Source organism: Pseudomonas wayambapalatensis (assembly GCF_049942315.1).
GTDB lineage: Bacteria > Pseudomonadota > Gammaproteobacteria > Pseudomonadales > Pseudomonadaceae > Aquipseudomonas > Aquipseudomonas wayambapalatensis.
This window is the reverse complement of sequence record NZ_JBNFMU010000089.1, coordinates 1-23,748: the sequence shown is the minus strand read 5'-3', so window position 1 is coordinate 23,748 and position 23,748 is coordinate 1. Positions and strand designations below refer to the sequence as shown.

Annotated in this window: 27 protein-coding genes and 1 tRNA gene; 16 read left to right on the top strand and 12 right to left on the bottom strand. The window is 61.9% G+C overall.

The window, feature by feature from the left end:
- Positions 1-224 precede the first annotated feature (224 nt).
- The gene (locus ACPZMI_RS03490) at positions 225-1,094 is read left to right on the top strand and encodes an AraC family transcriptional regulator (protein ID WP_426351679.1); all 870 of its coding nucleotides are present in this window, start codon (positions 225-227) and stop codon (positions 1,092-1,094) included.
- 10 nt (positions 1,095-1,104) lie between these two features.
- On the opposite strand, the gene ACPZMI_RS03485 is transcribed toward ACPZMI_RS03490, so the two are convergent.
- Both ACPZMI_RS03485 and ACPZMI_RS03480 read right to left on the bottom strand, forming a co-directional pair.
- Positions 1,105-1,431 carry a DUF2388 domain-containing protein gene (locus ACPZMI_RS03485; protein ID WP_426351678.1) on the bottom strand — a complete coding sequence of 109 codons (327 nt, stop codon included), beginning with the start codon at positions 1,429-1,431 and terminating at the stop codon, positions 1,105-1,107.
- 63 nt (positions 1,432-1,494) lie between these two features.
- The gene (locus ACPZMI_RS03480) at positions 1,495-1,815 is read right to left on the bottom strand and encodes a hypothetical protein (protein WP_411382788.1); all 321 of its coding nucleotides are present in this window, start codon (positions 1,813-1,815) and stop codon (positions 1,495-1,497) included.
- 416 nt (positions 1,816-2,231) lie between these two features.
- Here ACPZMI_RS03480 and ACPZMI_RS03475 point away from each other — a divergent pair, with 416 nt between their 5' ends.
- Complete coding sequence (locus ACPZMI_RS03475; RefSeq protein WP_054892098.1) at positions 2,232-2,426, top strand: hypothetical protein; 195 nt, start codon at positions 2,232-2,234, stop codon at positions 2,424-2,426.
- Between the two features lies 1 nt (position 2,427).
- On the opposite strand, the gene ACPZMI_RS03470 is transcribed toward ACPZMI_RS03475, so the two are convergent.
- The 3 genes from ACPZMI_RS03470 to ACPZMI_RS03460 all read right to left on the bottom strand — a co-directional run bounded on the left by ACPZMI_RS03470 (position 2,428) and on the right by ACPZMI_RS03460 (position 3,349).
- Positions 2,428-2,841: a DoxX family protein gene (locus tag ACPZMI_RS03470; protein WP_411382787.1), complete on the bottom strand. Its 414-nt coding sequence runs from the start codon at positions 2,839-2,841 to the stop codon at positions 2,428-2,430.
- 104 nt (positions 2,842-2,945) lie between these two features.
- A tRNA-Leu gene (locus ACPZMI_RS03465) sits at positions 2,946-3,030 on the bottom strand.
- A 106-nt stretch (positions 3,031-3,136) separates the two neighbouring features.
- A complete protein-coding gene (locus tag ACPZMI_RS03460; protein ID WP_426351677.1) occupies positions 3,137-3,349 on the bottom strand; it encodes a hypothetical protein in 213 nt (70 codons plus the stop codon).
- A 136-nt stretch (positions 3,350-3,485) separates the two neighbouring features.
- Between ACPZMI_RS03460 and ACPZMI_RS03455 the strand changes: the two genes are divergently transcribed.
- Genes ACPZMI_RS03455 through ACPZMI_RS03445 form a run of 3 tightly spaced genes read left to right on the top strand, consistent with a single transcriptional unit; the run spans position 3,486 to position 6,474 of the window.
- Positions 3,486-4,634, top strand: a complete 1,149-nt coding sequence (locus ACPZMI_RS03455) for a two-component system sensor histidine kinase NtrB (protein WP_186722241.1) — start codon at positions 3,486-3,488, stop codon at positions 4,632-4,634.
- Between the two features lie 22 nt (positions 4,635-4,656).
- Positions 4,657-6,102: an ATPase domain-containing protein gene (locus tag ACPZMI_RS03450; protein ID WP_426351676.1), complete on the top strand. Its 1,446-nt coding sequence runs from the start codon at positions 4,657-4,659 to the stop codon at positions 6,100-6,102.
- A gap of 12 nt (positions 6,103-6,114) precedes the next feature.
- Positions 6,115-6,474 carry a response regulator gene (locus ACPZMI_RS03445; RefSeq protein WP_186669030.1) on the top strand — a complete coding sequence of 120 codons (360 nt, stop codon included), beginning with the start codon at positions 6,115-6,117 and terminating at the stop codon, positions 6,472-6,474.
- A gap of 70 nt (positions 6,475-6,544) precedes the next feature.
- Here the strand turns inward: ACPZMI_RS03445 and csrA are convergent, their stop codons facing one another.
- From csrA to ACPZMI_RS03410, 7 genes are all read right to left on the bottom strand, one after another.
- Entirely contained in the window at positions 6,545-6,742 is a 198-nt protein-coding gene (csrA, locus tag ACPZMI_RS03440; protein ID WP_186669031.1) for a carbon storage regulator CsrA, read from the bottom strand.
- A gap of 264 nt (positions 6,743-7,006) precedes the next feature.
- Positions 7,007-8,020, bottom strand: coding sequence for a DNA topoisomerase IB (locus ACPZMI_RS03435; protein WP_186669032.1), 1,014 nt, complete (start codon positions 8,018-8,020; stop codon positions 7,007-7,009).
- 56 nt (positions 8,021-8,076) lie between these two features.
- Positions 8,077-9,168 (bottom strand): molybdenum ABC transporter ATP-binding protein, encoded by a 1,092-nt coding sequence (gene modC / locus ACPZMI_RS03430; protein WP_426351675.1) that lies wholly within the window; start codon positions 9,166-9,168, stop codon positions 8,077-8,079.
- Between the two features lies 1 nt (position 9,169).
- The gene (gene modB, locus ACPZMI_RS03425; protein WP_426351674.1) at positions 9,170-9,850 is read right to left on the bottom strand and encodes a molybdate ABC transporter permease subunit; all 681 of its coding nucleotides are present in this window, start codon (positions 9,848-9,850) and stop codon (positions 9,170-9,172) included.
- Complete coding sequence (modA, locus tag ACPZMI_RS03420; protein ID WP_186669036.1) at positions 9,850-10,608, bottom strand: molybdate ABC transporter substrate-binding protein; 759 nt, start codon at positions 10,606-10,608, stop codon at positions 9,850-9,852. Before modA ends, modB begins: the two co-directional genes overlap by 1 nt.
- 167 nt (positions 10,609-10,775) lie before the next feature.
- Complete coding sequence (locus ACPZMI_RS03415) at positions 10,776-10,946, bottom strand: hypothetical protein (RefSeq protein ID WP_172964765.1); 171 nt, start codon at positions 10,944-10,946, stop codon at positions 10,776-10,778.
- Positions 10,947-10,954: 8 nt separating this feature from the next.
- Positions 10,955-11,257, bottom strand: a complete 303-nt coding sequence (locus tag ACPZMI_RS03410) for a DUF1883 domain-containing protein (protein WP_186669038.1) — start codon at positions 11,255-11,257, stop codon at positions 10,955-10,957.
- 163 nt (positions 11,258-11,420) lie between these two features.
- Between ACPZMI_RS03410 and ACPZMI_RS03405 the strand changes: the two genes are divergently transcribed.
- The 11 genes from ACPZMI_RS03405 (at position 11,421) to ahpF (ending at position 23,705) form a co-directional block, all read left to right on the top strand.
- A complete protein-coding gene (locus tag ACPZMI_RS03405; RefSeq protein WP_186669040.1) occupies positions 11,421-11,780 on the top strand; it encodes a hypothetical protein in 360 nt (119 codons plus the stop codon).
- Between the two features lie 145 nt (positions 11,781-11,925).
- The gene (locus tag ACPZMI_RS03400) at positions 11,926-12,576 is read left to right on the top strand and encodes a c-type cytochrome (RefSeq protein ID WP_426351673.1); all 651 of its coding nucleotides are present in this window, start codon (positions 11,926-11,928) and stop codon (positions 12,574-12,576) included.
- Positions 12,573-13,484, top strand: coding sequence for a c-type cytochrome (locus ACPZMI_RS03395; RefSeq protein WP_426351672.1), 912 nt, complete (start codon positions 12,573-12,575; stop codon positions 13,482-13,484). Before ACPZMI_RS03400 ends, ACPZMI_RS03395 begins: the two co-directional genes overlap by 4 nt.
- A gap of 95 nt (positions 13,485-13,579) precedes the next feature.
- Positions 13,580-14,941 (top strand): UDP-glucose dehydrogenase family protein, encoded by a 1,362-nt coding sequence (locus tag ACPZMI_RS03390; RefSeq protein WP_426351671.1) that lies wholly within the window; start codon positions 13,580-13,582, stop codon positions 14,939-14,941.
- A 48-nt stretch (positions 14,942-14,989) separates the two neighbouring features.
- On the top strand, positions 14,990-15,829 hold the full coding sequence (galU, locus tag ACPZMI_RS03385) for a UTP--glucose-1-phosphate uridylyltransferase GalU (RefSeq protein ID WP_013973181.1): 840 nt from the start codon (positions 14,990-14,992) through the stop codon (positions 15,827-15,829).
- Between the two features lie 102 nt (positions 15,830-15,931).
- Entirely contained in the window at positions 15,932-17,287 is a 1,356-nt protein-coding gene (gorA, locus tag ACPZMI_RS03380; RefSeq protein WP_426351670.1) for a glutathione-disulfide reductase, read from the top strand.
- A 222-nt stretch (positions 17,288-17,509) separates the two neighbouring features.
- Entirely contained in the window at positions 17,510-18,034 is a 525-nt protein-coding gene (locus ACPZMI_RS03375; protein WP_426351669.1) for a fimbrial protein, read from the top strand.
- A gap of 58 nt (positions 18,035-18,092) precedes the next feature.
- Entirely contained in the window at positions 18,093-18,845 is a 753-nt protein-coding gene (locus ACPZMI_RS03370) for a fimbrial biogenesis chaperone (RefSeq protein ID WP_186669051.1), read from the top strand.
- Positions 18,842-21,301 carry a fimbria/pilus outer membrane usher protein gene (locus ACPZMI_RS03365; RefSeq protein ID WP_426351668.1) on the top strand — a complete coding sequence of 820 codons (2,460 nt, stop codon included), beginning with the start codon at positions 18,842-18,844 and terminating at the stop codon, positions 21,299-21,301. The genes ACPZMI_RS03370 and ACPZMI_RS03365 overlap by 4 nt, the downstream gene beginning before the upstream one ends.
- 152 nt (positions 21,302-21,453) lie before the next feature.
- Entirely contained in the window at positions 21,454-22,017 is a 564-nt protein-coding gene (gene ahpC / locus ACPZMI_RS03360; protein WP_004375926.1) for an alkyl hydroperoxide reductase subunit C, read from the top strand.
- Between the two features lie 125 nt (positions 22,018-22,142).
- Complete coding sequence (ahpF, locus tag ACPZMI_RS03355; protein WP_288375190.1) at positions 22,143-23,705, top strand: alkyl hydroperoxide reductase subunit F; 1,563 nt, start codon at positions 22,143-22,145, stop codon at positions 23,703-23,705.
- The last annotated feature ends 43 nt before the right edge of the window (positions 23,706-23,748 follow it).

Genomic DNA, 23,748 nt, shown 5'->3' with positions numbered 1-23,748 from the left:
GGTCGGAATGCTCATTTACAACCCGTAAAGTCGAGCGCGACCCCGGCCGTTCCTCGGCTGTTTTCGCCTTGCCTGACCTTCGTCTCAAGGCTTTTCATACAGACCCTAGCCATGCCCGGCGTGGTTGGATGCTCTTCGCCGGATGCATTGAGCAAACCTGGCTAGGTCCGCTTTCCGAGCATCGACGATCCTTGCCTCACCGCAACCACTGGGCCTTGCCACCGATGTCCTGCATACCTCCCAACGCGATCTACGCCACGCGCTTCGAAGCGGTGCTCACCCATATCCAGGCCAATCTCGAAGGTGACCTGTCGGTGAATACCCTGAGCGGGATCGCGAACTTCTCGACCTTTCACTTCCATCGGCAGTTCACTGCGTACGTCGGCGTGCCCGTCGCGCGATACGTGCAGCTGATGCGACTGCGTCGGGCTGGGCAACGACTGGCGGGGGATGACAGCCATTCGGTACTGGACGCTGCGTTGGACGCCGGCTTCGAAAGCCCCGAGGCGTTCAGCCGTGCGTTTCGCCGGGCCTTTGGCATGTCGCCGAGCACCTTTCGCCAGGCGCCGAGCTGGCAGCTGTGGAATGCGGTATTTGCCATTCCTCATTTTTCCAGGAGTATCGTCATGCAAGTTCGGATCGTGGACTTTGTCGAGGTCAAGGTTGTAGCGCTGGAGCACCATGGTGCACCGGCATTGCTGGACCAGACGGTCGGGCGCTTCATCGATTGGCGCAAGCGCACGGGCCAGTCGCCGGTGGAGAGCAGTCGCACATTCGGCATCCCATACGGCAACCCCGACACCACGCCAGCGCAGGATTTTCGCTTTGCCATCTGTGGCGAGATCAATCAGCCGCTGGTGCCTGGTGACGAAGCGGTGCGAGAGCTCATCATCCCTGCCGGGCGTTGTGCGGTGGTGCGTCATGTCGGTTCGCCGCATGCCATTGGCGAGACTATCTATCCGGTCTATCGCGACTGGTTGCCGGGCAGTGGTGAGGAACTGCGCGACCATCCGCTGTACTTCGAGTACTTGAGCGTGTATCCGCAGACGCCGCTCGAGCAATGGCAGACGGATATCTACATCCCCCTGCGCTGAGTGGCGCTGTTCAATAGGTAGCCGCAATCACCTGCGCCAGTTGCCGGTCGCTCATGAAAGGAGGGGCGGCGCTGGCGCGGTAATCCCGGCGCGCCTGCTCGAAGCGCACTCCGCGGATGGCGCCGTCCGAGCCGATGAAGGCGAGCGCATCGTCCTTGGCTGACTTCATCGAATCAGTGGCGTTCGAGGTGAGTGCCGTGGTGCCGGCCAGAACGATGGTCGGTGCCAGCGTGGTGATCATGAGCGCCGCCTCGAAAGGGTTGGCGTTTTCATTGGCTGCGGTCGTATGGCTGATGCTGGCCAGAAGGGCGATGCCAATGACGGTCCATGCGTTCATGTCTGCTGTTTCCGTTCTTTTACAGGTGCGGCGCTTCGAGTCCTCAGCGCTAATGCCTGCGCGTTACAGCAGCGCGCGACACTCGCTGTCGTGCTTCTGCCTGAATGGCCCGATGTCTTCCTGAGAGATTCGCCCCGGAATCTCTTTCGCCAGCACCACCATCTGCTGTGCAACGGCTTCCTGATTCTCTGGGTTGTAGCCTGCTTTTTCCAACAGTTGATAGAACGCGCGCGAGGCCTGCGGTCGGCTGATATCCGGCTGGTCGCCTGCCACCGACAGTATCTGGTAGTAGGCGGAGCATTCGATCAGCTTTTCATTGTCGGCATGGGCCTGAAGGGCGAAGGCGGCGGTGGAGCAAAGGGAAAGAAGCGGGAGAAGACGCATGAATCCATTCCGGCGGAGAGGGGCTGGGGCTGCGAACGTCGTGTTCGGCAGTATCGGTTCACGCTGATCGTACCCGAGATGCCTGGGAGGTGCACCTGATCCGCAGGAGTGTGGTGACGGTTTCATGAACCCTAAAAAGAAAACCCGCCACATGGGCGGGTTGAAGAACGTATCGAAGCCCGATCACTTTGCCCCGAAGAATGTCGGCATTTCGTGAAAGCCATGTCGTCAGACTGTTTCTGAATATGGCCGAGTTTGTGTCAGGCAAAAAAAGCCCGCCATGGCGGCGGGCAAGACGTTCTGAAGGGAGCAGCGCAAGATTAGGGCTTGCGGGGTTAAGCGAGTGTTAACCCTGTCCAATGGTTGACCGCGACATCCGATAAGCCTATACAGGCCCCCCAACACGGAGCTGCGCGATGCACGAAGAAGACGATCTCCCCGAACCTGAGCACGATCACTTGCTCGATCACGAATTTCTCTACGAGGACTTCGACCCTGAGGCCGATGCCCAGGGCGCCGAGGATGAGATCGAGGAAGACGAGGCGCTACAGGATGATCTCGACGATGACGAGCAAGACCATCCTGCCTGGCATGACCACCCTGACGACTGAGTCAGCGCCGGTCCAGCGAGAAGCGTCCGGCGCCTGTCACAGCCAATAGCAGCAGCCCGCCGATGATGCTCATGTTCTTGAAGAACTGGGTCATGTTGGCTGCGCGCGCAGGCTCGACCATGTTCCAGAACGGGTGGCCGATCAGCGCCGTGCCAAGCACGAACAGGGCGAACAGCAACGCCAGCGGCCGGGTGTAGAAACCGAGTATCAGGAGGATGGCGACGAAGAACTCCATGATCACTGCGACCGCCGCCGCGACCGTGGGGGCAGGGGCGCCCAGGGAGGCGAGATAGCCCACGGTGCCTTCGAAGCCGGTCAGTTTGCTCCAGCCAGAGAGGACGAAGAGGATCATCAGGAGGATGCGCGCCAGAAGGATGATGGCATCGCGTTGACCGTCGAAGAGGGTGTAGCGCATGTCAGTGCTCCGGTGGACAGTGTCAGCATCCACTCTAGCAGCTGCGCAAGCCTTTGCTGCACGAACGAAAAAGGCGCCTGTTCAGGCGCCTTGGACGAGGAATATGGTGCGAGTGGTGGGACTCGAACCCACAAGGCTTGCGCCGACAGATTTTAAGTCTGCTGTGTATACCAATTCCACCACACTCGCACACTTGATCGGGTCACCGGGACCGGCACGCTTCAATGCTGAAGGGCAACACAATCAAGCGCGCTTTATAACCCATCGTTATAGGTGAGTCAACCGCACTGCCGGTTCAGGGGCGAATCAGCTGGGCAATTTCGCGCATGTCATCGGCGCTGTCGCGAAGGTCCTGCACCTGTTCGCCCATGGCGGTGGCATCGTCCTGATGCACCGAGTGGCGCAGAAAACGGGTATGGCCATCGAGTGCCTGGCACAGGTGATCGATCTGCCGGGCGGTGTGGCGTAGGTCGTCCTGCAGGCCCAGCAGACGGAAATTGATGGCCATATAGGTTCCATGACAGGTGGAGGGCTGGGGTACTATAGGGTAATCCCCGGCTTGCTGTCATTGCGCCATATATCCGACAGTGATGCCGTGCACTAAGCTCTTCTACAGTTCCTTTTGTCGTGCTCGTGGAGCCCGCATGGTTTCGACCGATCGTCCTGCCCCGCCGCTCATGACCGCCAATCGCTACGAACAGCTGGTGCAGGCGGTGGTGGATTACGCCATCTACATGCTCGATCCGACCGGCCACGTCGTGTCCTGGAATCCAGGGGCCGAGCGGATCAAGGGCTATTGTGCCGACGAGGTGATCGGTCGGCATTTCTCGTTGTTCTTCACGCCACAGGATTGCGCCGACGGCCGCCCGGCACGCCTGTTGCGCCAGGCGCTGGAACAGGGTGTGGCACAGGACGAAGGCTGGCGGGTGCGCAAGGACGGTACGCAATTCTGGGCTCTGGCGGCGCTGGACGTGGTGCGCGATGAGCATGGCGAAATCATTGGTCTGGCCAAGGTGACGCGCGATATCACGGATCGACGGGATTCGGCGTTGCAGCTCGACTCGATGCGGGTACAGCTGTTCCAGGCGCAGAAGCTCGAAGCACTGGGGCAACTGACCGGTGGTCTGGCCCATGACTTCAACAACCTGCTGACCATCATCCTCAGTTCGGCGCGCCTGGCGCGTGCCAGTGGCGATCCGCAGCGGATAGAGCGCCTGCTCGAGCATATCCTCGATGCCGGGGAACGTGGCGCGCAATTGACAAGCCAGTTGCTCAGCTTCGCTCGCCATCGGCAACTGGACATCAGCACAATCTCCCCTGAGGAGTTGGTTGCGTCCACCCGTAGCCTGGCGGAGCACGCCCTGCCTGACGGCATCGAGCTGAACGTGCGCGTGGCGCCGGAGTTGCCGGAAATCGAAGTGGATGCCGGACAGTTGCAGATGGTCCTGCTCAACTTGCTGTTCAATGCCCGTGATGCCATCAGCGGCAACGGGGCAATCGGCCTGGACGTGGCAGTCGTCGAACTGGCGGGTGAGGTGGAAGCGTTGCACGGGCGTTTCCTGCGTTTCGATGTGCAGGACAGCGGGCACGGGATCGATGCGCAGGTGCTGCCGCGGATATTCGAGCCTTTTTTCACCACCAAGGCTTTTGGTAAGGGAACCGGACTGGGGCTGAGTCAGGTCTATGGTTTTGCCAAGCAGAGCAATGGCGCGATCTGCGTTGCAAGTTCGGTCGGTGAGGGCACGTGCATGAGCCTTTACCTGCCGATTTCATCGAATGTGCCTGAACCCTGAGACACGAGGTGCACAGTACGTCATGGTAGAAACACTCAAGCGACTGGCGACCGGTATCGAAGGTCTGGACGCGCTGCTCAAGGGCGGCCTGGTGGCAGGGGCTTCCTACATCGTCCAGGGGCCGCCCGGGGCGGGCAAGACCATCCTCGCCAACCAGTTGGCCTGCGGTCATGTGCGTGACGGTGGGCGGGTGCTGGTGGCGACGCTGCTCAGCGAATCGCATGAGCGTCTGTTCAAGTACCTCTCGACCCTGGAGTTCTTCGACCCGGCGCTGGTGGGTGACCAGATCCAGTTCGTCAGTGCCTTCGATACGCTGCAGGACGAAGGGCTGGAGGCGGTGGTGCGTCTGTTGCGCCAGGAGATCGCCAGGCAGCAGGCCAGCCTGTTGATTGTCGATGGCCTGCTCAATGCTCGGGCACGGGCCGAAACCAGTCTCGATACCAAGAAATTCGTCGCCGAACTGCAAGGGCACGCGGCCTTTGCCGGCTGCACGGTGCTGCTGCTGACCAGCGCCCGCCTCGATGAGGGCAGCCCAGAGCACACCATGGTCGATGGCGTCATCGAGTTGGGCGAACAGCTCGAGGGCAGCCGCGCCGTGCGTCACATACAGTTGCGCAAGACCCGAGGCAGCGGCGCGTTGTCTGGCGTTCATGAATGCCTGATCAGCGAAGCGGGGCTGCAGGTCTATCCGCGCCTGGAGGCGTTGTACAGCCACCCGAGCAACCTGGGTTCTGACACCCTGGTGCGTATCACTACGGGTGTGAAAACGTTGGACGAGATGCTTGATGGCGGCCTGGCCGAAGGGTCGGTGAGCCTGCTCATGGGGCCATCGGGAGCGGGCAAGTCATCCCTTGGGCTCGGCTTTCTTGCGGCGGCCACGCCTGAGGCGCCAGCGCTGCATTTTGGTTTCTATGAGCCGCCGGCGCGCCTGAGGTTGAAGGCGGCTTCGCTGGGCTACGATTTTGCCGAAATGGAACGCCAGGGTGCCTTGCGACTCAGTTGGCAGCCGACCACCGAGGGCCTTCTCGATCAGGTTGGGGCACGCTTGCTGGCGCAGGTGCAAGCCTTGGGGGCGCGGCGTGTAGTGATTGACAGCCTGGGCGCCTTCGGGCGACTCGCTTTCGATCAGGCGCGGCTCAATGGCTTCTTTCGGGCCCTGACCGGCGAGCTGCGGGCGCGGGGTGTCAGCGTGATGCTGACCTGGGAGATGCGGGACCTTTTCGGCTCGGAAATCACTTCGCCGGCGCCGGACCTCTCGAGCATCGTCGACAACCTGTTCCTCATGCGTTTTGTCGAACTGGACTCGCAGTTGCGGCGCGTGTTGTCGATTCTCAAGGTACGTGACAGCCACTATGATCCGGCACTCCACGAGCTGGCTATTGGCGCCGATGGCATTACCCTGCGCAACGCATTCGCGGGGGCCAGCGGTGTGCTGTCGGGAACGGCCGTACCCCAGGGGGACCGCTGACGGTACCGTGCAATGAACACCATCCTGATCGTCGATGACGAATACCTGATCGCCGACATCCTCGGATTCGCCCTGGAGGATGAGGGGTTTCTGGTAGAAAAGGCCAGCAACGGGCGCAAGGCGCTCGAGGCCCTGAGGGACAAGCGGGTGGACCTGGTGATCACCGACTACATGATGCCGGTGCTCAATGGCGAGGAGTTGGCGCGGGCGATCCGCGACGAACTGGAGCTGGTCGACCTGCCGGTCATTCTCATGAGTGGCGCGCAGGCCAGCCAAGGGCGCGACAGCCCGGGGTTGTTCGAGGCGGTGTTCGACAAGCCGTTCGACATGGACAGAATGATCGCCAAGGTACGCGAGCTGCTCCATACCTGAAATGCAGGCGGTATCCCGCTGGGACGTGCCGGATTATCAAGCGCGTCCGTGCGGCTTGAGGCGAGGGTGGTCAGTGTTGGTCGTCGGCTTTCTCCGGGGCGGGGTTGCCGGCCTGAATGCGCTTGAAAATCTCTTCACGATGGACCTGGACATCCTTTGGCGCATCGATGCCGATCCTCACTTGCATCCCCTTGACGCCCAGAATGGTGACTTTGATGTCATCGTTGATGACGATGCTTTCGCCAACCTTGCGGGTGAGTATCAGCATTTAGTTCTCCTTGGTGATGTAGAAATCCGTTGGGCCATGTGCCGCAGCGGTGGGAGCCTGTCCCTCTTCCTTCTCATTAAAGACGCTTTCGGAGGATATTAATTCCTGAGCGGACAAAATCTGTTGGCGGTCTTCAGTTGCAGGTGCCGAAATCAACCGGGTCAGGTCAATCGGCGAAGGTGCTCGGTGGCAAGGATAGGGGGCTGGAGCGAATATGGGAAATTTCTCTGCTTTATGTTGTAAATAGCCCTGGTCAATGAAACTTCAGAGCGCTTCCAGTGCCTGCAGAAAACGTAGCAAGGCCACCTCTTCCTGTTCCAGGCCCTTGCGTGCCCGGGCTCGCGGAAGTTCGGCGAGACGGCCCAGGTGGAAGTGCTCGAGCAGCGCTGGATGGATGTAGCAGCGTCGGCACACCGCCGGCGTATTGCCAAGACGCGTGGCCACCTCGCGGACGATGGCCGCGACCTGGCGCCTGGCCTCGGCCTCCGGCTCCCAGGCCAGCGGGCGCAGCAGGCTCAGGGCCAAGGCGCTGCCGCCCCAGGTACGGTAGTCCTTGGCGGTGAAGTCGGCACCTGTCAGTTGCTGGAGGAACAGGTTGATGTCACTGGAGCCGATACGATGGCGCTGGCCGTCCTCATCCAGGTACTGGAAGAGTTCCTGGCCAGGCAACTCCATGCAGCGCTTGAGCAGTTGCGCCAGGCGCCGGTCGCGCACGGTGATGCTGTGCTCGACGCCGCGTTTGCCGCGAAACTGGAAGCGAATGGTGCTGCCCCTGACCTCGACATGCCGGTTGTGCAGGGTGGTCAGTCCGTAGGACTGGTTGTCGCGCAGGTATTGACGGTTGCCGATGCGGATCAGGGTGTTGTCGAGCAGGCTGACCACCAGTGCCATGACCTTTTCCCGGTCCATCCCGGGGCGTGCCAGATGCTGGTCCAGGTGTTGGCGCAGCTTTGGCAACGCCTGCGCGAAGGCCAGCATGCGCCCGTACTTGTGCTCGTCGCGTAACGTGCGCCACTCGGCGTGGTAGCGGTACTGCTTGCGCCCACGGGCGTCGCGACCGGTGGCTTGCAGGTGGCCCTGCGGGTCGAGGCAGATCCACACATCGGTGTAGGCGGGCGGGATGACCAGTGCGGCAATGCGTTCCAGCGTATTCGCGTCGCGCACCCGCGTGCCATCAGGGGTCAGGTAGATGAAGCGTCCGCGCCAAAGGCGTCGGCTCAGGCCAGGTTGGGTGTCGTCGACATAGTGCAGGGTGCGGGGCAGGGTGATCTCGGGCATGGCGCAGTCCATCGACCAGTTGTCTTATCGGTGGACAACGACAGCGCCTGAGTTGCTCAGGCCAACAGCGCCACCGATTTGATCTGCGCCCATAACGCCTGGCCCGGCTGCAGTCCGAGCTGGTCTGCCGAGTACCGGGTGATGCGCGCGAGCAAGGCGCTGCCGGCAGCGTCGAGGCTGACCAGCACGTGCGCCGGGTTGTCGGCCGGGCGGCATTCGCGCACGGTCACCGGCAAGCGGTTGAGGATGCTCGAGATGCCGTCGTGGGTGAGGGTGAGGCTGACGTCGCGGGCCTGGACCTTGAGGCGCAGGGTGCTGCCGACATGCAGGGCGGGATGGGCGATGCGCAGCAGCGCACCGTCGCTGCCCGGCAGGCGCAGGTCGAACAGTTCGTAGTCGGGCTGGTGGCCGATCACCACACCTTCAAGCACCACGCCCGCTTCCTCGCTCTGCGCCAGCGAGAGGTCGAGGCGCGCAAGCGTCTGGCCGATCGGACCGCTGGCCATGACCTTGCCCTGCTCCAGCAGCACCAGGTGATCGGCCAGGCGTGCGACCTCGTCCTGGGAGTGGCTGACGTACACCACGGGGATGTCGAGTTCGTCGTGCAGGCGTTCGAGGTAGGGCAGAATTTCGCGCTTGCGCGGGCCGTCGAGGGCGGCCAGGGGCTCGTCCATCAGCAGCAGCCGGGGGCTGCTGAGCAGGGCGCGGGCGATGCCGACACGCTGCGCTTCGCCGCCGGAAAGAGTGATGGGCTTGCGTTCGAGCAGGTGCCCGATCCCCAGCAACTGGCAGGCCTGGTCCAGTCCGACCTTGCGTTCGCTGGCCGAGACCCGTCGCCAGCCGAATTCCAGGTTACCGCGCACCGAGAGGTGCGCAAACAGGCTGGACTCCTGGAACACATAGCCTACCGGGCGTCGATGCGGGGCGAGGAAGGTGCCATTAAGACTGTCTTCCCACACCTCGCCGTTGATCTCGATGTAGGCCTCGCTGGCGCGTTCCAGGCCGGCCAGGCAGCGCAGGCAGGAGGTCTTGCCTGAGCCCGAATGGCCGAACAGTGCGCTGATCCCGCGGCCCGGCAGGTCGAGGTCGACGTCCAGGGTGAAGTCGTCGCGTGCCAGTTTCAGGCGCGCGTGCATGCGTGAACTCATCTCAGCTCCAGCCAGCCTTGCCACGGCGGCCAGCATAGAGCATCAGCAGCACCAGGAAGGAGAACACCAGCATCGCACCGGCCAGCCAGTGCGCTTGCGAATAGGCCATGGCTTCGACGTGATCGAAGATCTGTACCGAAACCACGCGGGTCTTGTCGGGAATGTTGCCACCGATCATCAGCACTACACCGAACTCGCCGACGGTGTGGGCGAAGCCGAGGATACTGGCAGTGATGAAGCCGGGCCTGGCCAGTGGCAGCACCACGTAGATGAAGGTATCCCAAGGGCTGGCCCGCAGCGTTGCGGCCACTTCCAGCGGGCGCTGGCCGATGGCGCTGAAGGCGTTCTGCAGTGGCTGGACCACGAAGGGCATCGAGTACACCACCGAGCCGATCACCAGCCCGGGAAAGCTGAACACCACTGTGCCCAGCCCCAGCGCCTGCGTGGCCTGACCAAGCCAGCCGTGGGGGCCGAGCGCGATCAGCAGGTAGAAACCGATCACTGTCGGTGGCAGCACCAGGGGCAGCGCCACGACTGCCCCGACGGGCCCGCGCAGCCATGAGCGGGTGCGGGCCAGCCACCAGGCGATGGGCGTGCCCACCACCAGCAGGATCAGTGTGGTCAGGCTGGCCAGTTTGACGGTCAGCCATATTGCCCCCAGGTCACTGGCGTCGAGTGGCATCAGATTTCATAGCCGTACGACTTGATCACCGCAGCGGCTTTCGGGCCCTTGAGGTACTCGACCAAGGCCTTGGCCGCCGGATTGTCCTTGCCCTTGTTGAGAATGACGGCGTCCTGGCGGATCGGCTCGTGCAGGCTGGACGGGACGATCCACGCCGAACCGTTCTCGACCTTGCCATCCTTGTAGATCTGCGACAGGGCGACGAAACCAAGCTCGGCGTTGCCGGTGGAGACGAACTGGAAGGCCTGGGTGATGTTCTGGCCTTCGACGATCTTGCCCTTGGTGGCGTCAGTCAGCTTGAGCTTGTCCAGCACCTGGGTGGCGGCCAGGCCATAGGGGGCGGCCTTGGGGTTGGCGATGGACAGGTGCTTGAAGTCGTTCTTCTTCAGCACTTCACCCTTGTCGTCGACATAACCGGGCTTGGCGGACCACAGGGCGAGGGTGCCGATGGCGTAGGTGAAGCGCGAGCCTTCGACGATTTCCTTTTCCTGCTCAAGCTTGGCAGGCGTGCTGTCGTCGGCGGCGAGGAACACTTCGAACGGCGCGCCGTTCTTGATCTGTGCGTAGAACTGTCCAGTGGCGCCAAAGGCTGCAACCAACTTGTGCCCGGTGTCTTTCTCGAAGTCCTTGGCGATCGCCTGGATCGGCGCGGTAAAATTGGCCGCCACGGCGACCTGAACTTCATCGGCCCAGGCGCTGTTGAGTGAAATCAGGCTGGCCAGGGCGGTGGCGGCCAGGTGGGACAGGCGAATACGCATGAAGACGGCTCCTCGGAGGCTTATCGTTATATCGCCAAATATATAGCGATAAGCCGTTCGCCGGGAAGAGGTGAAATCATGGCAGGGTGCTATCGACGCGCCAAGCCTGTTTCAACGGTGCAGGCGTACAGGGCGGCGAGCGCGCCCTGAGCGGTGTAGCTGTTGGGTTACAGCGCCTTGCTGACCTGAATGTCGCTGATTTTCTCGGCGTCTTCGCCATGGATCTTGCGCAACGCCTCCAGGGCTTGCTCCTGAGAGGCATCGGGCATCACGGCAAAGTCCCAGCGGCGTTGGCCATCGAGCTTGTACTTGATCACGTATTTGAGGTTCTGGGTCATGGCAGGGCTTATCCGAGTTTCGACGACGAGCGACGGATGATCTTGATCTTGTGGGTGAAGCTTGGCTTGCGCGTCACCGAGATCGGGCGGGTGGTCACGGTATCGAGCGTGATGTTCCAGAAGCCGGTGCTGGGGACGGTGATTTTCGCCGGGAAGCGCTCGAACAGACCGCCGTGGTAGGTGTGGCGGCCGCCGTTCTTGAAACTGCGGAAGTTGGCGTCGTTCATCAGGCGGATGTTGCAGCGCTGAGAGCACTCGATAACGACGATGTCATCCTCGTTGAGGTGCTCGCGCTGGTGGACGAATTTCATGTGGGGCTCCGCGAGGTTGGAATTCTGCAAACGCCCAAGATACCACGATGTCAGGGTACACTGGCGGGCTGGACGGCCGGGCCAGGGAGAAATCTGCCAAAGCAGGGAGCAAAACCGCCCGGACGTTGTCGAACGATTTCTTTGATTGGCAGAGGTGCAACGGATGAAGTGGGTGATGGCGGCGGTGACGCTGGTACTGGGTGGTTGCGTCAGCGTCTCGGAACTGGAGCAGTCGCGAGAGACGCTGGACGTAATCTCCGGCAAGACGCCGCGTGCGTATGCCGATTGCGTCAAGCAGAAGCTGGGCGACAGCCGTGATCCGCTGGTGGAAGAGTCACGTGGTGAAGGTCTGCGTCTGATCGTGCCGCAGAAGCTCAGTGCCGGTGTCGGCCCGGCAGCCCTCGTCGATATCGACAAGCGTGGCAGCGGTAGCGCCATCAAGCTGCATGAACGGTTGAACAACTTCCCTCTGCGCCTGGGTGATGTGCGCAGCGCAGCCACCCAGTGCATCTCCGGTTCTTGATCCAGCGCAAACAATACCTCGTTAGGCGGGCAATCAAGGCCTTGTGACTTGTAGGGACATTGTTCCGGTTTACCTATCCGGACTAGTATCCATTTCCTTATGTCTTTTAAGACTAAGCTTATAACAAGGAAATGGAGTGTCCCTGATGAACCCGATGAGTCGCGTCATGATCGGCAGCCTGCTGATCCTGGCCTGGCCCGCGGCGCATGCCGTCGATGGCCAGAAAATCTTCACCCAGGGCGGGCAGAATCCTGCCGCAATGGCCTGCCTTGGTTGCCACGGCCCGGACGGCAAGGGTATCGCCGCCGCCGGTTTTCCCCGCCTGTCCGGCTTGTCTGCCGGGTACCTGAGCAAGCAACTCGATGACTTTCGTTCGGGCAGCCGCAAGCAGCCGGTCATGGAGCCGCTGGCCAAGGCGCTGAGCGACGAGGAAATTCGTGCGGTCAGCGCTTGGCTGTCCACTCAGCCTTCCGACCCGGTTACGGGGGCGCGCCGTCAGCAAATAGCCAGCAATCCCACCGAGCGCCTGGCTTTGTATGGCGACTGGAATCGGGAGATTCCTGGTTGTGTGCAGTGCCATGGCCCAAGTGGTGCGGGAGTTGGCGAGCACTTTCCACCGCTGGCCGGACAGCCGGCGGCTTATCTGGTTGCACAGCTCAATGCCTGGCGCGACGGCAGCAGGCGCAATGACCCCAACCAACTGATGGTCGGTGTGGCCAAGGCCATGACCGATGCCGAGGTGACGGCAATCGCCGACTACTTCGCCCACGCCGCCCACCAGGAGGTCGCGCCATGAAAACCCTGATCGCAGCATTGTGGCTCAGCGCAGGCGTCGCCCAGGCGGCGGAGATCGCCATGCCAGACCAGTCGCAGCTCAAGGTGCCCGACAGCCAGGCCACGCCGGTATTCGTGCCGCCCGCGGAAAGCGAGTTGCCGGACAACGCGTTCGGCCAGATGGTCCGCCAGGGGCATGCGTTGTTCGTCGACACCCGCCGCTTGATGCCCGAGGCTGTCGGCAATGGCATGAACTGCAGCAACTGCCACCTCGACCAGGGCCGCATGGCCCACTCCGCGCCGCTGTGGGGCGCTTATCCGATGTATCCCGCCTATCGCAAGAAAAACGACAAGGTCAACACTTACGCCGAACGTATCCAGGGCTGTTTTCAGTTCAGCATGAACGGCAAGCCGCCGGCCGCCGACAGCCCGCAGATGACCGCGCTCAGCGTCTATAGCTACTGGCTGGCGACCGGCACCCGCACCGGTGTGGAGACGCCCGGCCGCGGTTATCCGGAGGTGCCGCAACCCAAGGACGGCTATGACTTCAAGCGCGGCGAACAGGTGTACAGCGAGCAATGTGCGATCTGCCACGGTGGCAAGGGCGAGGGGCAGAAAGTCGCGGGTGAATACGTCATGCCGCCGTTGTGGGGACGTGATGCCTACAACTGGGGGGCCGGGATGCACCGGATCAACACCGCCGCGTCCTTCATCAAGCACAACATGCCGCTGGGCAAGCCGGGCAGCCTGAGTGACCAGCAGGCGTGGGACGTCGCGGCATGGATCAATCGCCATGAGCGCCCGCAGGATCCGCGTCTGGTGGAGGGCTCCATCGAGAAGACCCGGGTGAAGTTTCATGCCAACGACGGCGTCAACCTGTATGGGCAAAAGGTCGAGGGTGTATTGATCGGGCAGGGCACGGGCGGCTGAACACCGCGCACCTGTCATATTCCCGCCGTGCCGCTGTCACTGCCCTGCAATCGCCTGCAGGTTGCAATGTTGCATCTTCCTGAAGGAGTGCGGCCATGGAACTCTGTGTGATCGGGGCGGGGTATGTGGGGCTGGTCACGGCGGCCTGTTTTGCGCAAATGGGCAATCGCGTGGTCTGTCTGGAGCATGATCGCGCGCGCCTGGCCCAGTTGCGTCAGGGGCAGTGCCCGATCTACGAGCCCGGGCTTGCTACGCTCGTGCAGGAGGGCCTGCACAGTGGCCTGTTGAGTTTCACCGAGCACTGGGATCATGCGGTGGCGCGGGTCGATGTGGTGTTCATCGCCGTGGGCACGCCCAGCCATGAAGACGGCTCGGCGGACCTGCAGCACGTGCTGGCGGTGGCCGACAGCCTTGGGCGGCACCTGCTGCGCCCATGCCTGGTGGTGAACAAGTCGACCGTGCCGGTGGGAACGGCCGAGCGGGTCGCGCGCCAGGTCAACAGTGGCCTGCGCGAGCGAGGGGCCAGTTTCACGGTGTCGGTGGCGAGCAATCCGGAGTTTCTCAAGGAGGGCAGCGCCGTCGAGGACTTCATGCGTCCCCAGCGCATCATCATCGGCACCGACAGTGATGCCGCCACTCAATGCTTGCAGCGCCTGTACGCGCCCTTTGTGCGTAATCGGGAGCGCGTGCTGGTCATGAGCCCGCGTGCCGCCGAATTCAGCAAGTATGCTGCCAACGCCTTCCTGGCCACCAAGATTTCCTTCGTCAACGAACTGGCGGGCCTGTGTGCCGAGCTGGACGTGGATATCGAGCAGGTACGTCGCGGGATCGGCAGCGACCGGCGCATCGGAAGCGATTTCATCTACGCGGGCTGCGGCTATGGCGGTTCATGCTTTCCAAAGGATGTGCGTGCGCTGATCCATACGGCCGAGCAGCACGGCTACCAGCCGGCGATCCTGCGTGCGGTCCAGGCGCGCAACGCGCAGCAGAAGACCTTGTTGTTCCAGGCGCTGCAGCAGTACTTCGGCAGCAGCTTGCGCGGGCGCAATGTGGCGTTGTGGGGCTTGGCGTTCAAGCCTGGCACCGATGACCTGCGCGAAGCACCCAGCCTGGTGCTGCTTGACGCCCTGCTGGCAGCCGGGGCACGGGTCCGGGCCTGTGACCCGGCCGCGCTGGCAGGGGCGGCGGTGGCTTATCCGCAGGCGCTGGCCAGTGGTCAATTGCAGTTGGGCGATGATCCCTATGCTTGCGTGGAGGGCGCGGATGCACTGGTTCTGGTGACCGAATGGAAGCAGTTCCGCCAGCCAGATTTTCGTCGGATCAGGGGCCTGATGCGTATGCCGGTACTGTTCGACGGGCGTAATATTTACGATCCGTCGGAACTATCTACACTGGGTTATCTCTATCATGGCATCGGTCGGCCACAGGTGGGGCATTGTAAGGTGACTGCCGCCTGATTAGACTGCGCCGAATACCACAGGCCCAGCCCTTGTTTAAGGATGTATATGATCAAAAAATGCTTGTTCCCGGCAGCCGGTTACGGCACCCGCTTCCTGCCCGCTACCAAAGCCATGCCCAAGGAAATGCTGCCGGTGGTGAACAAGCCACTGATCCAGTATGGCGTTGAAGAGGCCTTGGACGCCGGTCTGAACGAGATCTCCATCGTCACCGGGCGTGGCAAGCGCGCGCTGGAAGACCATTTCGACATCAGCTATGAGCTGGAAAACCAGATCAAGGGCACCGACAAGGAAAAATACCTGGTCGGTATCCGCCGTCTGCTCGACGAGTGCTCGTTCTCCTACACCCGCCAGACCGAAATGAAGGGCCTGGGCCACGCCATCCTCACCGGTCGTCCTCTGATCGGCGATGAGCCGTTCGCCGTGGTCCTGGCGGACGACCTGTGCGTCAACCCTGAAGGTGACGGTGTACTGACGCAGATGGTCAAGCTGTACAACCAGTTCCGCTGCTCGATCGTCGCCATCCAGGAAGTCGATCCGCAGGAAACCAACAAGTACGGCGTGATTGCTGGCGACATGATCCGCGACGACATCTTCCGCGTGACCAACATGGTCGAGAAGCCCAAGCCTGAAGATGCGCCATCGAACCTGGCGATCATTGGCCGCTACATCCTGACCCCGGATATCTTCGATATCATCGCCAACACCGAGCCGGGCAAGGGTGGGGAGATCCAGATCACCGACGCCCTGATGCAGCAGGCACAGAACGGCTGTGTCATCGCCTACAAGTTCAAGGGCAAGCGTTTCGACTGCGGCGGCGCCGAAGGCTATATCGACGCCACCAACTTCTGCTTCGAGAACTACTACAAGACCGGCAAGGCCTACTGAGTCCGAGCCTGCGCTGCAGCGCCATTTTTCTTGCTGTCTGACGCTTGCAGCGCGCCACGAAAAGAGCCACCCTCGGGTGGCTTTTTTTGTGGAGTCTGGAAAGTGGCCTACGATTTTGATCTGTTCGTGATTGGTGCCGGTTCCGGCGGTGTGCGTGCGGCGCGCTTCGCAGCGGGTTTCGGCGCGAAGGTGGCGGTAGCCGAGAGCCGCTACCTGGGGGGCACCTGTGTCAACGTCGGCTGTGTGCCGAAGAAGTTGCTGGTGTACGGTGCACACGTCGCCGATGAGCTGGAGCAGGCGGCCGGTTACGGCTGGACCCTCGAAGAAGGTCATTTCGACTGGGGCACCCTGATCGCCAACAAGAACCGCGAGATCGAGCGTCTCAACGGCATCTACCGCAACCTGCTGGTCAACAGCGGCGTTACCTTGCTGCAAGGTCATGCACGCATGACCGGTGCCCATGAGGTGGAGGTCGAAGGTCAGCGCTACAGCGCGGCGAACATCCTCATTGCCACAGGCGGCTGGCCGCAGGTGCCTGACATCCCGGGCAAGGAATTGGCGATCACCTCGAACGAGGCGTTCTACCTCAAGCAGCTGCCACGTCGGGTGCTGGTGGTGGGTGGAGGCTACATCGCCGTCGAGTTCGCCGGCATCTTCCAGGGCCTGGGCGCCGACACCACCTTGCTTTACCGCGGTGACCTGTTTCTGCGCGGCTTCGATGGGTCAGTGCGCAAGCACCTGAAGGAAGAGCTGGAAAAACGCGGCCTGGACCTGCAGTTCAATGCTGATATCCAGCGCATCGACCAACAGGCCGATGGCAGTCTGAAGGCTACCCTGAAGGATGGTCGGGAGCTTGTGGCCGACTGTGTGTTCTACGCCACCGGTCGCCGTCCGATGCTCGACAATCTGGGGCTGGAAAATACCGCTGTGGAGCTCGATGAGCGCGGTTATATCCGGGTCGACGACCTGTACCGTACCACCGAACCTTCGGTGTTCGCCCTGGGGGATGTGATCGGTCGGGTGCAGCTTACTCCGGTCGCCCTTGCCGAAGGCATGGCGGTGGCCCGTCATCTGTTCAAGCCTGACCAGTATCGTGCGGTGGACTACCAGAACATTCCAACGGCGGTGTTCAGCCAGCCACCGATCGGGACCGTGGGCCTGACCGAGGAGCAAGCGCTGGCAGCCGGGCACAAGGTGCAGGTTTTCGAGAGCCGCTTCCGCGCCATGAAGCTGACGCTGACCGACCTGCAGGAAAAGACCCTGATGAAGCTGGTGGTCGACGCCGAGACCGACAAGGTCCTGGGTTGCCATATGGTCGGGCCGGATGCAGGCGAGATCATCCAGGGGCTGGGCATTGCGCTCAAGGCTGGCGCCACCAAGCAGCAATTCGACGAAACCATTGGTGTACACCCCACAGCGGCCGAAGAGTTCGTCACGATGCGCACCGCAACGCGCTGACACTCAGGCAGCACCGGCATCTGCTGGGTTTGGCATTGCCTAGCCCAGCGATGTTTCATTCAAACTTAGGAATCAAATCCTACGCTTGTGATACCTGAATCCGGTATTTGATCCTTTATTTCCGACAGTGTCGCAGTACCCCCCCGTGACAATACTGTGGCCGTGCCGTTCTATGGCACCGGTCAGGCATGTGCCTGACCGCTGGTTTGAAGGAAGAAGAATATGAGCAAAACTTCTAAGGTTGTGTTCGGGCTCTGTGGCTCGTTGCTGATGGCGGGTGTCGCCCACGCCGACCACGGTGAAATCACGTTCCAGGGACGTGTACTGGCGCCGACCTGCGTCGTCAATGGTGGCGATGGCAATCTGCCCGTCACTCTGCCGGATGTCAATGCTGCGAAATTGGTTCGCCCTGGTGACGTAGCGGGTGAAACTCCGTTCCAGCTGCACCTGAGCAACTGCACCCATGTAGGCAGCGTTTCGACCTTCTTCGAGCCAGGTCCAAGCATTGGTGATGCCGGGCGCCTGATCGTCGATGAGGGTGGCAGCCGCAATGTCGAGCTGGAACTGCTCAACAGTGCCAAGAGGCCCATCAACCTGGCGGCAGCCAAGGGTTCCCAGAACTCCCAGACCGTAACCATCGTCGACGGTAACGCCACGCTGCGCTACTACGCTCAGTACTACTCGACTGGGAACACCACCCCAGGCCTCGTCAGCTCCAAAGTCCGCTACTCGCTGGACTACCTCTAAGCCGTTATGAAAAGCCGCCCTGTACGGGGCGGCTCCTTTTTCTTTCGAGTAAATCGTCATGAAGCTTTCACTGAGCACCTTGGGGTGCGCAGCGCTGCTGGCTGCGTGTTTCGTGTGCGCGCCGGCAAGTGCCAGCGTGGTGATTGCCACCACGCGAGTTATCTATCCCGCCGAGAGTCCCGAAGTCACTGTCAGGTTGAGCAACGAGGGGCGTCATCCGTCGTTGGTACAGGTCTGGGTCGACGAGGGAGGCCCAGAGGACCCAGAGGGCGAGCTGCAAGGGCCGTTCAGCCTGACACCACCACTGTTTCGACTCGATCCGGGCAAGCGTCAGAGCCTGAGGTTGTTCCACGACGGACGCCGCATGCCTGAGGATCGGGAGAGCCTCTACTGGTTGAATGTGCTGGACGTTCCCCCAAAGGGTGGTGGCGGTAACAGCCTGCAGATCTCCCTGCGCACCCGAATCAAACTGTTCTATCGGCCACAAGGGTTGGCAGGCAAGGCTGAACAAGCCCATGCACAGGTGACCTGGCGACTGGTCAAGGACGCGCAAGGCTGGGCTTTGCAGGCTGACAATCCTACCCAGTACCACGTCAACCTGGCCGTGCTCGAAGTTGCCCGCCCGGACTCGACCTTGGCGGCGGAGGTTGGGCACATTCCACCTCGTGACAGCGCGCGTTTCGCTTTGCAAGCGGCACCATCGGGGTTGGGGCCGGTTTCCGAAGTGCGCTATCAATATCTGGACGACTATGGCGCCTTGCAGAAGGCCACTTCCGTCGTGCAACCCTTCAATGGTCCGTTAGTCCCATGATCGCTGTTCGATGGTGGTGGGTTGCATTGGGGATGGCCGGTGCACACGCCGAACTCGTCAGTGCCGTGGAGTTCGACCCAGGGTTGCTGCGTCAAGGAAGCACGGTCGATCTGGGGCGTTATCAAGTCATCGACGCTGTCCCTGAAGGCAACTATACCCTGGACGTCGTTCTCAACCAGCAATGGGTAGGACGCCGTGCGGTTTCCTTGCGCACCTTTGGCACGTCCGGCCAGGCTGTACCCTGTTACGACTCGTCGTTACTCGAAGGGTTGGGGTTGAACATGGAGGGGCTGGCGAAGGACGTGCGTGAGCGACTGGCCGAGCCCGGCAGTTGCCTGAGCTTGGCGCAGTTGCAGATGACTGCCAGCGAAAACCTGGATTTCGGCGCTTTGCAACTGCACCTGGAGATTGCCCAGTCTGCCTTGCGTCGCCAGCCTCAGGATCATTTGCCGCCGCAAACCTGGGATTCGGGTGTCACCGCGGGTTTTGTCGATTACCGACTGAATGCCTATGAATACCAAGACCTCCGGCGAGGCGGCCAGCGTCGGCAAGGGTTTCTGGGCGTGCGCGCCGGTTTGAACACCGGGCAATGGTATTGGCGCCACGAAGGCAGCGCGCAGATAAGTGATGAGCGGGCGGTTCGCTATCAGGCCGGCGCGACGTCGGTGCGGCGGGACCTGCCTTCTTGGGCGGCCCAGCTTACCCTGGGTGATGGGCATGCAACTGGCGATGTCTTCGACAGCAGCGCTTTTCGCGGGGTACAGCTGTCCACCGATGAGCGCATGTTGCCCAGGTCCCAGCGCGGTTTCGCACCGGTGGTCAGAGGTGTCGCCAACAGCACTGCGTTGTTGAGCATTCGCCAGCGAGGGGCGCTGCTGCATGAGTCGACGGTGCCGCCGGGGCCGTTCGAGATCGACGACCTGTATGCCAGCGGGCTCAATGACGATCTGGAGGTCACCCTGGAGGAGGCCGACGGCAGCGTACGTCGCTTTACCTTGCCCTATCAAGCCGCACCACTGGCCTTACGAGAAGGGGCGAGTCGCTTTGACCTCAGTGCAGGGGTGTGGCGCGACGACCTTGGTCGTCCTGGCCCAGGCCATGTGCAAGGCAGCTGGCAACAAGGGTTGGACAACACCTTCAGCGTGCATGGAGGCGGCTGGCTGGCAGAGGACTATCTGGCCAGCGCCATGGGTGGCGCGATCAACAGCCGCTTCGGCGCCTTTGGAGTGACCGGATATCATGCCCAGGCATCGCTTGGCCAGGGCCGCTCCGCGCAGGGGCAGGCGCTGCGCTTCAGTTGGCGCCAGCGGGTGGAAACGACGGGCACCGACCTGAGTGCCAGCCTTACCCATCGTAACGACGCTGACTACTACAGCTTTGACGAGTTCGCCCGCATCAGTCAGCAAACTCAGCGCATCAATCCGCGTTCGCCTCAGCGCTGGCGGGCGGCGATGGCACTTCAGCAGCGGCTGCCCGGGACCGGTCGTCTTAGCCTTAGGGCCAGCGCTGGCGAGCAGTGGGGATCTGCGGTGGGCAACCGTGAGTACAACGTGGGGTACTACAACAATCTGCGCTCGCTTTCCTACGGCGTAACACTTGGGCGCGAGTATCGTGGCAACGGACAGGCAGTGAGCACTTTGACACTGACGGCCAGCCTGCCGTTGGGGGTACAGCGTCGCGGTTCGCTGAGCACCAGCATGAACCGCGACTCCGAAGGCAGGGCAACGACGAATGTCCGCTGGAGCGCAACGGCCGGCGAGGATGGGCAGTGGGGTTATGGCCTGTCCAGTGTGTACCAGGAGGGAGTGCAAGGTGGCGCAGGGTTTGACGCGAACCTGGTGCATCGCAGCTCGAGTGGGGAGCTGAGCGGGGCTGTGGCCCAACGCCAGCAGTCCCGTCAGTTTGCAATCGGCGCGCGCGGCTCGGTGGTCGGTCATCCGGGAGGCGTGCTGTTGGCGCAACCGTTGGGCGAGAGTTTCGCCATCGTTCATGCCCCCTTCGCCGAAGCGGCGCGTATTCAGCAGCACCCGAGTGTACGGTTGAATGCCAAGGGCTTTGCGGTCGTCCCCTCGTTGAGCCCCTACAGCGTGAATACCGTCGACATCGACCCCAAGGGCATGTCGCAGGATGTGGAGCTGCAGATCAGCGGTCAGTCGGTGGTGCCCCGGGCCGGTGCGGCGACGCTGTTGCACTATCCGACGCGCAGCGGAAAGCTGCTGTTAATCGAGGCTCGAGACGGTCAAGGGCAGACGCTGCCCTTCGGTGCCCAGATATTCGATGTTCAGGGAGAGGAAGTGGGCATGGTCGGGCAGGGCAGCCGCCTGCATCTTCGCTCAGCCGCTGGCCAGGGGCGGGTGAAGGTCTCCTGGGGCACGCGTGCCGATACATCGTGCTGGCTGGATTATGCAGATGGAGCGGCGTCAGCCTGTGTCGCCTTGCAGGACGAAGAAGCATAGGAATGAAAAAATCTATCGGCTGCGCAGCTTATAGCCAAAACCAATCACCAACATGAGGTTTACCAATGAGCCATTGTCGAGGTCATTGGATAGGATTACTCCATCGAAAGTTACCCACCCCAAGTTAACTAACCCTCGAAGGAGCGTTTCTGATGCCAATCATCAACAGCCAGGTCAAACCGTTCAACGCCACTGCCTACCACAAAGGCGAGTTCGTTCAGGTAAGCGAAGCCGACCTGAAAGGCAAATGGTCCGTCGTGTTCTTCTACCCGGCCGACTTCACTTTCGTCTGCCCGACCGAACTGGGTGACCTCGCTGACAACTACGCCGAGTTCCAGAAGCTGGGCGTCGAAATCTACGGCGTGTCCACCGACACCCACTTCACCCACAAAGCCTGGCACGACACTTCGGACACCATCGGCAAGATCCAATACCCGCTGATCGGTGACCCGACCCACGTCATCTCGCGCAACTTCGACGTGCTGATCGAGGAAGCCGGTCTGGCTGATCGCGGCACCTTCGTGATCAACCCGGAAGGTCAGATCAAGATCGTCGAACTGAACGACGGTGGCGTAGGCCGCGATGCCGCCGAGCTGCTGCGCAAGGTCAAGGCTGCCCAGTACGTTGCCGCTCACCCAGGCGAAGTTTGCCCGGCTAAGTGGAAAGAAGGCGAGGCCACTCTGGCGCCATCGCTGGACCTGGTCGGCAAGATCTAAGGTCATGCATCAATCGCGGGCGGTGAGCAGCCGCCAAAGCTGAAGTACTCACTGCCCCGTCAAACGCCCGGGCGACCTCGCCTGGGCGTTTTTGTATCCGAGTTTTAAAAAAGGAATCGCCCCGTATGTTGGACGCCACGCTTAAATCGCAACTGAAAACCTACCTGGAGCGGGTCACCCAGCCGATCGAGATCGTTGCTTCTCTCGACGACGGCGCGAAGTCCCGTGAAATGCACGACCTGCTGGTTGAAATCGCCGGCCTGTCGAGCCTCATTACCCTGCGCGAGGACGGCAGCGATGCCCGTCGCCCCTCGTTCTCGCTCAACCGTCCCGGGGGCGATATCAGCCTGCGTTTCGCCGGCATCCCCATGGGCCATGAATTTACCTCCCTGGTACTGGCGTTGCTGCAGGTCGGTGGCCACCCCTCCAAGGCCAGCGCCGAAGTGATCGAGCAGATCCAGGCCCTGGAAGGCGAGTTCAGCTTCGAGACTTACTTCTCGCTGTCTTGCCAGAACTGTCCCGACGTGGTCCAGGCCCTGAACCTGATGGCGGTGCTCAACCCCAATATTCGTCACGTCGCCATCGATGGTGCGCTGTTCCAGGATGAAGTCGAATCGCGCAAGATCATGGCGGTACCGAGCATCTACCTGAACGGTGAAGTGTTCGGCCAGGGCCGCATGGGCCTGGAGGAGATTCTCGGCAAGATCGACACCAGTGCCGGCAGCCGCCAGGCGGAAAAGATCAATGCCAAGGACGCTTTCGACGTGCTGGTGGTCGGCGGTGGTCCTGCTGGCGCTGCGGCGGCCATCTACGCTGCGCGCAAAGGCATTCGTACCGGTGTTGCCGCTGAGCGTTTTGGCGGCCAGGTGCTTGATACCCTGGCGATCGAGAACTTCATCTCCGTGCAGGAGACCGAAGGGCCGAAGCTGGCCAGTGCACTGGAAGAGCACGTCAAGCAGTACGACGTCGACATCATGAATCTGCAGCGCGGTGAAGCGTTGATCCCGGCCACCGAGGGCGGCTTGCATGAAGTACGCCTGGCCAGCGGTGCCTCGCTCAAGGCCAAGACCGTGATCCTCGCCACCGGAGCCCGCTGGCGCGAGATGAATGTCCCCGGTGAGCAGGAATACCGCGCCCGTGGTGTGGCCTACTGCCCGCACTGTGATGGCCCACTGTTCAAGGGCAAGCGCGTGGCGGTGATCGGTGGTGGCAACTCTGGCGTGGAAGCGGCCATCGACCTGGCCGGTATCGTCGCTCAGGTGACGCTGATCGAGTTCGACAGCCAGTTGCGTGCCGATGCGGTGCTGCAGCGCAAGCTGCACAGCCTGCCGAACGTCAAGGTGATCACCAGCGCCCTGACCACGGAAGTGCTGGGTAATGGCGAGAAGGTTACCGGTCTGCGCTACGAGGACCGGACCAGCAACGAGATCCATGAGCTGGCGCTCGAAGGTATCTTCGTGCAGATCGGCCTGCTGCCGAACACTGATTGGCTCAAGGGCACGGTCGAGCTGTCGCCGCGTGGCGAGATCATCGTCGACGCCAAGGGCCAGACCAGCATCCCTGGTGTGTTCGCGGCCGGTGACGTGACCACGGTGCCATACAAGCAGATCGTCATCGCCGTGGGCGAGGGCGCCAAAGCTTCGCTGGCGGCCTTTGATCACCTGATCCGGACTTCGGCGCCGGCGTAAGTCAGCGCGGGCCTCATCGCGGGACAAGTCGGGGCGCCGAACC